This is a genomic window from Rhodopseudomonas julia (assembly GCF_030813515.1).
In the GTDB taxonomy this organism is placed as follows: domain Bacteria; phylum Pseudomonadota; class Alphaproteobacteria; order Rhizobiales; family Afifellaceae; genus Afifella; species Afifella julia.
The window spans coordinates 1,589,664-1,601,583 of record NZ_JAUSUK010000001.1; the positions used below are offsets into that span (position 1 = coordinate 1,589,664).

8 protein-coding genes and 1 tRNA gene are annotated in these 11,920 nt (G+C 64.1%); 4 read left to right on the plus strand and 5 right to left on the minus strand.

Going from position 1 to position 11,920, the window contains the following annotated elements; genetic code table 11:
* Positions 1-21 precede the first annotated feature (21 nt).
* Both J2R99_RS07325 and cpdR read right to left on the minus strand, forming a co-directional pair.
* Positions 22-96, minus strand: a tRNA-Val gene (locus J2R99_RS07325).
* Positions 97-274: 178 nt separating this feature from the next.
* The gene (gene cpdR, locus J2R99_RS07330; RefSeq protein WP_092813218.1) at positions 275-637 is read right to left on the minus strand and encodes a cell cycle two-component system response regulator CpdR; all 363 of its coding nucleotides are present in this window, start codon (positions 635-637) and stop codon (positions 275-277) included.
* A gap of 152 nt (positions 638-789) precedes the next feature.
* Between cpdR and J2R99_RS07335 the strand changes: the two genes are divergently transcribed.
* Together J2R99_RS07335 and hisN are read left to right on the plus strand one after the other, a co-directional pair.
* Positions 790-1,686, plus strand: a complete 897-nt coding sequence (locus J2R99_RS07335; RefSeq protein WP_307153787.1) for an N-formylglutamate amidohydrolase — start codon at positions 790-792, stop codon at positions 1,684-1,686.
* A 341-nt stretch (positions 1,687-2,027) separates the two neighbouring features.
* Positions 2,028-2,804, plus strand: coding sequence for a histidinol-phosphatase (hisN, locus tag J2R99_RS07340; protein WP_307153788.1), 777 nt, complete (start codon positions 2,028-2,030; stop codon positions 2,802-2,804).
* On the opposite strand, the gene J2R99_RS07345 is transcribed toward hisN, so the two are convergent.
* Both J2R99_RS07345 and J2R99_RS07350 read right to left on the minus strand, forming a co-directional pair.
* Positions 2,770-3,762 carry an alpha/beta fold hydrolase gene (locus tag J2R99_RS07345; RefSeq protein WP_307153789.1) on the minus strand — a complete coding sequence of 331 codons (993 nt, stop codon included), beginning with the start codon at positions 3,760-3,762 and terminating at the stop codon, positions 2,770-2,772. The two genes, hisN and J2R99_RS07345, sit on opposite strands and share 35 nt — an antisense overlap.
* A gap of 196 nt (positions 3,763-3,958) precedes the next feature.
* Positions 3,959-4,402, minus strand: coding sequence for a hypothetical protein (locus J2R99_RS07350; protein ID WP_307153790.1), 444 nt, complete (start codon positions 4,400-4,402; stop codon positions 3,959-3,961).
* 283 nt (positions 4,403-4,685) lie between these two features.
* Between J2R99_RS07350 and J2R99_RS07355 the strand changes: the two genes are divergently transcribed.
* Positions 4,686-5,168, plus strand: a complete 483-nt coding sequence (locus J2R99_RS07355; protein WP_307153791.1) for an Hsp20 family protein — start codon at positions 4,686-4,688, stop codon at positions 5,166-5,168.
* A gap of 107 nt (positions 5,169-5,275) precedes the next feature.
* Here the strand turns inward: J2R99_RS07355 and J2R99_RS07360 are convergent, their stop codons facing one another.
* Positions 5,276-6,334, minus strand: coding sequence for a threonine aldolase family protein (locus tag J2R99_RS07360; RefSeq protein WP_307153792.1), 1,059 nt, complete (start codon positions 6,332-6,334; stop codon positions 5,276-5,278).
* Positions 6,335-7,122: 788 nt separating this feature from the next.
* Here J2R99_RS07360 and gltB point away from each other — a divergent pair.
* Entirely contained in the window at positions 7,123-11,850 is a 4,728-nt protein-coding gene (gene gltB / locus J2R99_RS07365) for a glutamate synthase large subunit (RefSeq protein ID WP_370872331.1), read from the plus strand.
* Positions 11,851-11,920 lie beyond the last annotated feature (70 nt).

An 11,920-nucleotide genomic window follows, 5' to 3' on the forward strand; every position in this document is an offset into this window, starting at 1 on the left:
GGCTTGAGTTTTTCGATGGAATGGTGGGCGCGACAGGGATTGAACCTGTGACCCCTACGATGTCAACGTAGTGCTCTCCCGCTGAGCTACGCGCCCTTCCAAAGGGGTGCCGCCCGAAGGCGACTCGCGGGGATATATCCTCTGCGTTTCGGCCGTGCAAGGCCCCGTGGGCAGAGTTCTTGACCGCGGTTCAAGATATTGTTTGCCGCGGCACGCAAAAGCGGCTGCCGCCCGGCACCGATCGGATGGCGATCAGAGGGCGATGAGGAATCGATCAGGCGGCGATCAGACGATCGACCTCGTTGACGAGATCGCGCAGATGGAACGGCTTCGAAAGAATTTTCGCATCCTGAGGCGCGGCCATGTCGGGATTGAGGGCGACGGCCGCAAAGCCCGTGATGAACATGATTCGAAGATCGGGATCGAGCGCGGACGCCTTGCGCGCCAGCTCGATGCCGTCCATCTCCGGCATGACGATGTCGGTCAAGAGCAGATTGAAAGGCTCGTCGAGCAATCGATTGTAAGCCGACAGACCATTGTCGAACGCGAGAACGTCATAACCCGCATGTTCGAGAGCTTTGGTCAAAAAACGACGCATGTCCTCGTCGTCTTCGGCGAGCAGGATTCGACCTCGCATGCTTCTCCAGCGCCTTCTGTCTTGAACCCGTCCGTTGTGAGCCCGCTCGGTAAATATCGGGTAAGCGGCCGGGAGACAATGACGGGACGGGTTCGTTATGGACAGGGGCGCGGCAGATCGGCAACATATCCGCATATGAGAAGAGGATTTTGATGGACGAGCGCGTGGGAGAAGAGCTGCCGCCCCTGCGGCCTTTCAGCCTGCTGGGGCCATCTGACCCGGTCTCGCCCTTCCTGTTCAACTCGCCGCATAGCGGACGCTTCTATCCGAAGAGCTTTCTCGCCCAGTCGCAGCTCGATGCGACGGAGATCCGGCGTTCGGAAGATTTCATGATCGACATGCTGTTTGCGGGCGTCGCCGAACGCGGGGCGCCGCTTCTTTCCGCCGTCTATCCGCGGGCTTATGTCGATGTGAACCGCGAGCCCTACGAGCTCGAGGCGAAAATGTTTCGCGAGCCGCTTCCGGGCTATGCCAACAGTCGCTCGATCCGCGCGGCCGGCGGGCTCGGCACGGTGCCGCGCATCGTCTCCGAAGGTCGGGCGATCTATGCCGGGCCGATCGCGCTCGCCGAAGCGTTTCAGCGCATCGACAGGGTCTATGTGCCCTATCACGAAGCGCTCAGGCAGCGGCTTGCGGCCATTCATGCGCGGTTCGGCTTCGCCGTTCTGGTCGATTGCCATTCGATGCCGTCGTCGGCGCGCAACGCCGCGCCGGGCTTGCGACCCGATTTCGTCATCGGCGATCGTTTCGGGGCAAGCTGCGCACCGGAACTCACCGACCGGGCCGTGGAGCTCTTGCGACGCCGCGGCTATTGCGTGGCGCGCAACAAGCCTTATGCCGGGGGCTTCATCACCGAGCATTACGGTCGTCCGCAGGCCGGGCTGCATGTGATGCAGGTGGAAGTGAACCGGGGGCTCTACATGGATGAAGAGGCGATCCGCCTCAACGACGGCTTCGAGAGCGTGCAAGTCCTCGTGGAGGATCTGGCGGCGGCCCTGATGGGCGTCGCGATCACTCCGCCGATCGCCTTCGACGAGGCGGCGGAATAGCGCGTGCGACACGCGTCAGCGGGGACGAGGCTGTGAAAGGATCTGCCTCCCATCGCGCCACGCCTTCCAAAAAGGCATGGGCAGAAAGAAAAATGGCCGCACCGAAGTGCGGCCAAGTCTAGGGAGGAAACGCCCAATGAGGGCTGCGATACAACGTATCGCAACGCACAATCTATGCTGCTTTGCACAAGATGCAAGAGGCTTACGACATCGATTGTCCGTCGGGTTCCGATATAGTCACCCTGAACGGCAATGCAAACGTTTTGGGTAATTCGTCAAACCCCTGATAAAAAACGACTTTTCCTATACAGTGGCAAAACGGCAACCCTGCTATGCATCCCATGGAAAGCTTTTTTCCCTTCCTGCACCGTCTCGCCGATGTGGCGGCCGATGCGATCCTGCCGCGTTTCCGCGCCGCGATCGCCGTCGACAACAAGCTTGCGTCGGGCTTCGACCCGGTGACGGAGGCCGATCGCGGCGCCGAACGCGCCATGCGCAAACTCATCCGCGAAACCTATCCCGACCACGGCATCATCGGCGAGGAATACGGCTCAGAAGGCGAGGATCGCTCGCATGTGTGGATCCTCGATCCCGTCGACGGCACACGCGCCTTCATCTGCGGCCTGCCGCTGTGGGGTTGTCTCACGGGTCTTCTGATCGACGGCAAGCCCGCCGCCGGGATGATGTCGCAGCCTTATATCGGCGAGCGCTTCTTCGGCTCTGCCGAGACCGGCAGCTTTCTGGCACGTGGCGGGGAGACGCGACCGATCAAGGTGCGCGCCTGCGCGGCGCTTGACCACGCACATATCTCCACGACCGACCCCAATCTCTTCAGCGAGACGGAAAGACCGGCGTTCGAGAGGCTGTCGGCGCGCGCGCGGCTGACGCGCTACGGCTATGATTGCTACGCTTATGCGATGGTGGCGATGGGCGGCATGGATTGCGTCGTCGAATCCGGGCTGAAGCCCTACGATATCGCACCGCTCATTCCGATCATCGAAGGCGCCGGCGGCGCGGTGACGAGCTGGGACGGCGGATCGGCTGCAAACGGCGGAAAAATCCTGGCCCTCGGCGACACATGTCTCACGCCTGAGGTGGAGGCGCTCCTGGCGACGTGAACGGGGTGCGCCACGCTTCGTCGGGCTCGCCGATGAAAGCATCGAAGGCGGCCCAGAAGATCTCGCGATAGCGGTCGTCCTCCTGGAGGATCTCGTGCATGGCGCCGGCGATGCGGACATTGCCGACGGTTTTGAGCCGAAGGGTGAATTCCTCGATCGCACGATTGGAGATGATGCTCTCCTGGCCGGCCATGGCGATGAGGACGGGGATCGGCACGCGTTCGGCAAATTCCGGCAAAGCGAGAAATTCAGCAGCACGCAGCGCCGAATGCACCCAGGCGAAGGTCGGGCCGGAGAGGCCGAGCTCGGGATGCTCTTCGATGAACTGGCGGGTGCGCTCGTAGCGTCGTTTGTCGGAGGTGACGCGGTTGCCCTCGAAGGGGCGGAGCTGAACGAGGTTGCCGCGGAAGGGGCCGGCGTACATCTCGCCGAGCCCGAGATAGTTCAGGATGCCGGTGACGACGCGCAGAAAATGCGTGCGCCCGCCCGCAAGGCCCAGAAGCGGCGCGGTCAGCACCATGCGCTCCACCTGGGTGCGGGCCCGCGCGGCATAAAGGAGGGCGACGGCGCCCCCGGTCGAATGGGCAAGAATGTTGTAAGGCGGATGGCAGCGGGCGAGCGCCACCTCGCGCATCACCGTTTCGAGATCGACGAGATATTCGGAGAAATCGTCGACATGACCCTTGCGCGGATCGCCCAGGCTCCGTGACGAACCGCCCTGGCCGCGCCAGTCGAAGGTGACGACGGAATAGCCGCGACGGCGCAATTCTCCCACCGTCTCGAAATATTTCTCGATGGATTCCGCCCGCCCGTGGAGGAGGAGGATCGTGCCCCGCTTCGCCGAAGGCGCCGGATGCCACCAGGCGGTGCGCAGCTTGCGGCCATCCGGGGTGATCACGAATTCCGCGTTCGCGCCTTCCGGGATCGGGTTTTGCTCGGTTTCAAACAGAATGGCCAAGGCTGCGCCTCCCGCAGCGCTGATACTGGGAAGTGGGTCGGGCGGCAAGCAGTGGCGTTCGAGCCTCGATGCCGTCCCACCCAAAAAGGGGAGCCGACGACCCGAAGGCCGCCGGCTCCGTCACCGGACGCTGGAGGGGGCAGGTGCAGCGCCCGATCTCTGAGGCTCCGTCGAGGGTGCCGGAGCGGTTTGAGGCTTAGCGACGCCAGCCGCCGTGATGACCGCCATTGTGACCACCGTTATGACCACCGTTATGACCGCGGGGGCCGGGGCCGAGGCGGCTCACGCTGATGACCTGGCCGTTATAGGCGTTGACCCGGAGCATCACCGGGGCGCCGCGACGGCCGCGGGCGGCGAGCGAATAGACGCGACCACGGGTGTCGAAATAGCGGACCGGGGTGAAACCCTGGCGGCGCAGCTTGCGGGAGATGCGGTGCGTGCTGAGCTTCTGGTTCCAGTGGCGGCGGTTGTCATGGCGCCAGCCGCGACCGCGATAATCGATCTTGGTGACGGCGTCGCTGCGCTCGACTGTGATGCCGGCCTGGCTGGCGGCTGTGATCGGCGCCGCATTGGCGGCGGCTGCGAGCGGCAGGAACGAGAGCGTCGCAAGACCGGCGGCGGCGAGAATGTTGAGTTTCATGGCTTCGTCTCCTCAGTGATGCGGAGGGGCTGCCCTCCATCGATGTTTGGAGATTAGGCGGAGCTCACTGAACTCGTTCAGAACCGGCCGTTCATCTGGCGTTCAGCGGCAAAAGCCCGGGAAACTGCGATTTTCACGCGCTGCACGAAAAGGCTTGAAAGGGATTTTGGGAGTTCCCATTTTTCAATCGGGACGCCGCAAGGGTCCCGCGGAAAGGGCGGATCGGCTTTTCGAAGAGGCCGTCTTTTCCTTCCCAGAATGTCGCTTCAATGGAGGACTTCAGATGCGTCAGTATGATTTGAGCCCGCTTTACCGTTCGACCGTCGGCTTCGACCGGTTGTTCAACATGCTCGATTCCATGGCAGGCTCGGAAAACGGCGGCCAGAGCTACCCGCCCTACAACATCGAGCGGACCGGCGAGAACGCCTACCGCATCACGATGGCCGTGGCCGGCTTCGGCGAGCGCGATATCGACATTGAATCGAAAGAGAACATTCTCACGATCAAGGCACTGCGCAACGAGGACGAAAACGAGCGCGAACGCGAAATTCTCTATCGCGGGATCGCTGCACGTTCCTTCGAGCGCCGCTTCCAGCTCGCCGACCATGTCGAGGTGACCGGCGCGACCCTGGAGAATGGCCTTCTGCACATCGATCTCGTGCGCGAGATCCCGGAGGCCATGAAGCCGCGCAAGATCGCGATCAGCGGCTCGGAGAAATCCGAAAAGCAGATCGACGCCTCAATCGCGACCAGCAAGGCCGCCTGACACCCCGACCCGACCTCCAGTCATCGGTCGAAGGCGCCCCGCGAGGGGCGCCTTTTTTGTGTCCGGTTTTTTGGGGAGCCGCGGACGTGCCGCTTTGCGCTTGGGCCTTAAAGCCTGGCGCCGAGGAGCTCGACGAAGCGGTCGACCTCGTCTTCGCTGGTCTGGAAATTGGTGATGAGGCGCACGAGGATTTCGTCTTCGCCTTCCTGAAGCTTCACGCCATGCGGACGCGGCCATTCCAGGAAGACGGCGCCGGCCTTGCGCAGGAAGGTCGCCTGTTCGCGCCGCAAAAAGGCAAAGCTCTCATTGGTCTCGCTCGGCCAGGCGAGGCGGGCCTTGTCGGAGCTTTCGATGCCGGCGCGCAGGCGCTCGGCCATGGCATTGGCGTGGGCGGCGAGCCGCAGCCACAGATCGTCGGCGAGATAGGCCTGGAACTGGGCGGCGATGAAGCGGGTCTTGGAGAAGAGATGGCCGGCGCGCTTTCTGAGATAGGGAAGCTCGGCCGCCATCTTCGGATCGAAGAAGACGAGGGCTTCGGCGGAGACGCAACCGTTCTTGGTGCCGCCGAAGGATAGGATGTCGACGCCCTGGCGCCAGGTGATGTCGGCCGGGCTCTCGCCGAGCCGGACGAGGGCATTGGCAAAACGCGCCCCGTCCATGTGCACGGGAAGGTCGCGGCTATGGGCGATGGCGGTCAGCGTCTCGACTTCCTGGCGGGTATAGATGGTGCCGACCTCGCTCGCCTGCGTCAGCGAGAGCGCCATCGGCTGGCCGGCATGAACGAAATCCGGTGAAAAGCGCGATACGGCATCCGTGAACTCGCCCGGATCGATCTTGCCGAGCGGGCCGTCGAGCTGCATCAGGCGGGCGCCGCCCGTCTGGAATTCCACCGCGCCGCATTCGTCGACGACGATATGGCTTTCGCGGTGGCAGAAGACGGCCCCGCCCGGCTTGTTGACGGCGGCGAGCGCGAGTGCGTTCGAGGAGGTGCCGGTGCCGACGAAGAAGACGGCCACTTCACGCTCAAAAAGCGCGTTGAAGCGGTCTTCGACGGCGCGGTCGAGGGCGCTCACCCCATAGGCGTCGGCATGGCCGGCTGCCTGGTGGGCGATCGCTTCCACGATTTCCGGCGCGGCGCCGGACCAATTGTCGCTGGCAAACTGCATATTCGCGGCTTAGGGCCGGCGCGCCTCTTGCGCAAGGGGGCGTGGCGGCCTGCGACGTCGGACCGGGTCTTCAGATCTTGTCTGTTGAAGGTTTTCTCGGCGCGCGGGGCGCCGGCCGCGAAGTTCCATCGGCCAGGACGAGGTTTGTCTTTTTCGTTTCTGCGTCCTTCTGGGTCCCTTCCTCAAGGTGATGTGCGAAAGCCCGGCCTCGGGCTGCAGGCTCGCTTGCCGCCCGACAAGTCTCCGCCTTCGCCTTTCACAGACGAGCCCGCGTGCAACGGGACGAAAAAAGTCATTCAGGGTAGAGGAGTTTTGCGCCCGTCCCATCTCTCCTTTGACGAGGCGGGAAATTCTGGCATAGACGGTTGGCGAAAGCTGCCCAGCCGCAGCCGTGAAGCTTCTCTCCATGTCGGCGAAGCTTGCCACGGATTTCACCGCGCGGCGCCGGCGACGACGCAACAGCTCCGTTCGGCCTTCGAGCGGTGCGGAGAGTCGACTTGTCGTCTCTTGCAAAATTTGAGATGGTGAATGAATAGGACAGGTCTTCTGTCCTAGTTGGTGTAGGGCGCCGGTCCCGGGATCGCCGACAACGACGACGGGGCATTAAAGGGCAGAGCGAAGAGCATTCCGCTCAACCCGAATGTGCCCAACCAGTTAAGTGTGAGCTACGGCGTTAAGCCGATTGCTCGAGCCGCATGTCCTGAACGAGGCATGCGACCCGAACGGAAGAGGTGCCCCGAGACGAAGGGTTTCGGTGCGGGGCGAGATGGCGGAGGCAGGCCGTGACGATGGAACCTCACCTCAAGAGCGAGCGGATGCGCGCAGCCGCGCAGGCGTTTGAGCGCGCGGAGCGCGTGCGCGGGGAGCGAAAAACGCCGGCCGCCGGCAAAGGCCTTCTCGATCCGCGCGGCGAGCGCGATGCCTGCGGCGTCGGCTTCATCGCCGATCTGAAGGCGCGGCCCTCGCATACGATCGTCGAGCACGGCCTCAAGATCCTCAACAACCTGACGCATCGCGGCGCGGTCGGCGCCGACCCCGAGGTCGGCGACGGGGCGGGCATGCTGATCCAGCTTCCCGACGAATTCTTCCGCGGCGAGGCGGAGGCGGCGGGCTTTTCGCTGCCGCCGCTCGGCCGCTACGCCGTCGGCGTCATCTTCATGCCGCAGGACGCAGAGCTGCGCCGGCATCTGGAAGGCGTCGTGGAGCAGGTGGTGGCCGAGGAAGGCCAGACGGTTCTCGGCTGGCGCGACGTGCCGGTCGACAATTCCTGCCTGTCGAAGGCGCAGAAGATCCGTGCGGCGGAGCCCGTGCACCGGCAGGTGTTCATCGCCGCGGCCGACGGGCTCGAGGGCGACGATTTCGAGCGCCGCCTGTACATTCTGCGCAAGGTCATCTCCAACCGGGTCTTCCACGAGAGCGACGGCCGCGACAAGGGCTTCTACATCGTCTCGATGTCGAGCCGCACCGCGGTCTACAAGGGCATGTTCCTCGCCCATCAGCTCGGCGAATATTACAAGGATCTGTCGGATCCGCGCTTCGCCTCGGCGCTCGCGCTCGTGCATCAGCGCTTTTCGACGAACACGTTTCCGTCCTGGAAGCTCGCCCATCCCTACCGGATGGTCGCCCATAACGGCGAGATCAACACGCTCAGAGGCAACGTCAACTGGATGGCGGCTCGCCAGGCGTCGATCTCCTCGCCGCTTCTCGGCTCCGACATCGATAAATTGTGGCCGATCTCCTATGAGGGGCAGTCGGATACGGCCTGCTTCGACAATGCGCTCGAATTCCTGACCATCGGCGGCTACGAACTCGCCCATGCGGCGATGATGCTGGTGCCGGAGGCCTGGGCCGGCAATCCGCTGATGGACGAGAAGCGGCGGGCTTTCTACCAGTACCATGCGGCGCTGATGGAGCCGTGGGACGGGCCGGCGGCGATCGCCTTCACCGACGGGCGCCAGATCGGCGCCACGCTCGACCGCAACGGGCTTCGGCCGGCGCGCTATGTCGTGACCGAGGACGGCTTCGTCATCATGGCGTCCGAAGCCGGCGTCCTGCCGGTCGACGAAAGCTCGATCGTGCGCAAATGGCGCCTGCAGCCGGGTCGGATGCTGCTGATCGACCTACAGGAAGGCCGTATCATCGACGACGGCGAACTGAAGGCACGCCTTTCGGAAGGCAATCCCTATCGCCAGTGGCTCGCCCGCACGCAGATCGTTCTGGAAGACATGCCGGAGGTCGCCTCGCGCGCGCCGACGACGGCCGCCTCGCTGCTCGATCGCCAGCAGGCCTTCGGCTACACCCAGGAAGACCTGAAGATCCTGATGGCGCCGATGGCGGTGACCGGCCAGGAGGCGATCGGCTCCATGGGCTCGGATACGCCGGTCTCCGTGCTCTCCGACAAGCCGAAGCTGCTCTACACCTATTTCAAGCAGAACTTCGCCCAGGTGACGAACCCGCCGATCGATCCGATCCGCGAGGAAATCGTCATGAGCCTCGTCTCCTTCATCGGGCCGAGGCCGAACCTCTTCGATCTCGAAGGCCTGTCGGAGCGCAAGCGCCTGGAAGTGCGGCAGCCGATCCTGACCAATGCCGATCTCGAAAAGATCCGCGGCATCGGCGACATCGCCGACAACCATTTCCAGACCAAGACGCTCGACATCACCTACAATGCGAGCCTCGGCGCCGACGGCATGGAAGACGCCGTCGATCGGCTGTGCCAGCGCGCCGAGAAGGCGGTGCTGGAAGGCTACAACATCATCATCCTGTCGGACCGCCTGGTCGGGCCGCAGCGCATCGCCATGCCGGCGCTTCTGGCGACGGCGGCCGTGCACCATCACCTGATCCGCAAGGGGCTCAGGACCTCGGTCGGTCTCGTCGTGGAGACGGGCGAGGCCCGCGAAGTGCATCATTTCGCGGTGCTCGCCGGCTATGGGGCCGAGGCGATCAACCCCTATCTCGCCTTCGAGACTTTGGCGCAGATGCATGAGCGCGGCGACTTCCCGGACGTCGTCGATGCGCGCGAAGTGGTGGAACGCTTCATCAAATCCGTCGGCAAGGGGATTTTGAAGGTGATGTCCAAGATGGGCATCTCCACCTACCAATCCTATTGCGGCGCGCAGATCTTCGATGCCGTCGGGCTGTCGACCGCCTTCGTCGACCGCTTCTTCTTCGGCACGGCGACGATGATCGAAGGCGTCGGTCTCACAGAGATCGCCGAGGAGACGGCACGGCGCCACCGCCTTGCCTTCGGCGACGATCCGGTTCTCCGGCGCACGCTCGAAGTCGGCGGCGAATACGGCTTCCGGATGCGCGGCGAAGACCATGTGTGGACGCCGGACGCCGTGGCACATCTGCAGCATGCGGTGCGCGGCGAAGGTTTCGAGCGTTTTCGGACCTTCTCCGAGATGGTGAACGGCGAAGCGGCGAAGCGGCTGACGATCCGCTCCTTGTTCCGCATCCGCGAGGCGGAGGCCATGGATCTCGAACCGGTGCCGCTGGACGAGGTCGAGCCGGCAGTGGAGATCGTCAAGCGGTTTGCGACCGGCGCGATGAGCTTCGGCTCCATTTCGCGCGAGGCGCATACGACGCTCGCAGTCGCCATGAACCGCATCGGCGGCAAGTCGAACACCGGCGAGGGCGGCGAGGAGCCGGAACGCTTCGTGCCGAAGCCGAACGGGGATTCGGAGCGTTCCGCGATCAAACAGGTCGCCTCCGGCCGCTTCGGCGTGACGACGGAATATCTCGTCAATTCCGACATGATGCAGATCAAGGTGGCGCAGGGTGCAAAGCCCGGCGAGGGCGGTCAGCTGCCCGGCCACAAGGTCGATGCGGTGATTGCGAAAGTCCGGCATTCGACGCCGGGCGTCGGCCTCATTTCACCGCCGCCACATCACGACATCTATTCGATCGAGGACCTGGCGCAGCTCATCTTCGATTTGAAGAACGTCAATCCGGCGGCCGATGTGTCGGTGAAGCTCGTCGCGGAAGTGGGCGTCGGCACGGTGGCGGCCGGTGTCGCCAAGGCGCGCGCCGACCACATCACCATTTCCGGCTATGACGGCGGAACGGGCGCTTCGCCGCTCACCTCGATCAAGCATGCGGGTCTGCCCTGGGAGATCGGCCTTGCCGAGACCCACCAGACGCTCGTGCATGAGGGGCTGCGCTCGCGCGTGGCACTGCAGGTCGACGGCGGTCTCAGGACCGGCCGCGACGTGATCGTGGGTGCATTGTTGGGCGCCGATGAATTCGGCTTCTCGACCGCGCCTTTGATCGCGGCCGGCTGCATCATGATGCGCAAATGCCATCTCAACACCTGCCCGGTCGGCGTCGCCACCCAGGACCCGGTGTTGCGCAAGCGCTTCCGCGGTGCGCCGGAGCATGTGATCAACTACTTCTTCTTCGTGGCCGAAGAGGTGCGCGAGATCATGGCGGCGATGGGCGTGCGCAAGCTCGAAGAGCTCGTCGGACGCTCCGACCGGCTCGACACGATGCCGCTCATCAAGCACTGGAAGGCGAAGGGGCTCGATTTCTCCAAGCTCTTCTATCGCCAGGACGCGCCGGACGACGAGGTGCGCTGGACGAGGCGTCAGGAACACCCGATCGAGACGGTGCTCGACCGCAAGCTGATCAAGGAAGCGGCGCCGGCTCTCGAACGCGGCGAACCGGTGCAGATCGATGTGAAGGTCGCCAATCTCGACCGTTCCGTCGGCGCCATGCTGTCGGGCGAGATCGCTAAGCGCTATGGCCATGAGGGCCTGCCCGACGATACGATCGTGGTGAAGATGAAGGGAACCGCCGGCCAGTCCTTCGGGGCGTTTTTGGCCCGCGGCGTGACCTTCGACCTCGAAGGCGACGCCAACGATTACGTCGGCAAGGGGCTGTGCGGCGGGCGCATCGTGGTGCGGCCGGCGGAGAGCTTCCAGCTTCCGGCGGAGCAGGCGATCATCGTGGGCAACACGCTGCTTTACGGCGCCATCGAGGGCGAGTGCTATTTCTCCGGCGTCGCCGGCGAGCGCTTCGCCGTCAGGAATTCCGGGGCCATCGCGGTCGTGGAAGGCTGTGGCGATCATGGCTGCGAATACATGACCGGCGGCATCGTCGTCGTCATCGGCGAGACGGGCCGCAACTTCGCGGCCGGCATGTCGGGCGGCATCGCCTATGTGCTCGACGAGGATGGCTCGTTCGAGCGGCGCTGCAACCTCGCCATGGTCGAACTCGAACCGGTGCCAGAGGAAGAGGCGCTTCTGGAAGAGCTGCACCACCATGGCGGCGACATGGAATGGCACGGCCGCGTCAACGTCTCCTCCAACATGAACACGCATGACGAAGAGCGGCTTTTGACGCTCATCACCAACCATCACCATTACACGGGCTCCAAGCGCGCCAAGCACATCCTGGAGAACTGGGCGGACTTCCGGCCGAAATTCGTGAAGGTGATGCCGGTCGAATATCGTCGTGCTCTCGTCGAGATGGAAGAACGGCGCATGGGCGGCGGACGGCGCATCGCGGCGGAGTGAGGCAAAGGTCGGGGCCGGCGACAGGCCGGCCCGTCAAGACAGATGCGGGACGCGCGACGAGAGACACGCG

Excerpts from the sequence above, each read along its gene's own strand:
- J2R99_RS07350 (WP_307153790.1), bottom strand. The coding sequence starts at position 4,402 with ATGAAACTCAACATTCTCGCCGCCGCCGGTCTTGCGACGCTCTCGTTC.
- gltB (WP_370872331.1), top strand. The coding sequence starts at position 7,123 with ATGGAACCTCACCTCAAGAGCGAGCGGATGCGCGCAGCCGCGCAGGCG.
- J2R99_RS07355 (WP_307153791.1), top strand. The coding sequence starts at position 4,686 with ATGCGTCAGTATGATTTGAGCCCGCTTTACCGTTCGACCGTCGGCTTC.
- hisN (WP_307153788.1), top strand. The coding sequence starts at position 2,028 with ATGGAAAGCTTTTTTCCCTTCCTGCACCGTCTCGCCGATGTGGCGGCC.
- J2R99_RS07335 (WP_307153787.1), top strand. The coding sequence starts at position 790 with ATGGACGAGCGCGTGGGAGAAGAGCTGCCGCCCCTGCGGCCTTTCAGC.
- cpdR (WP_092813218.1), bottom strand. The coding sequence starts at position 637 with ATGCGAGGTCGAATCCTGCTCGCCGAAGACGACGAGGACATGCGTCGT.
- J2R99_RS07360 (WP_307153792.1), bottom strand. The coding sequence starts at position 6,334 with ATGCAGTTTGCCAGCGACAATTGGTCCGGCGCCGCGCCGGAAATCGTG.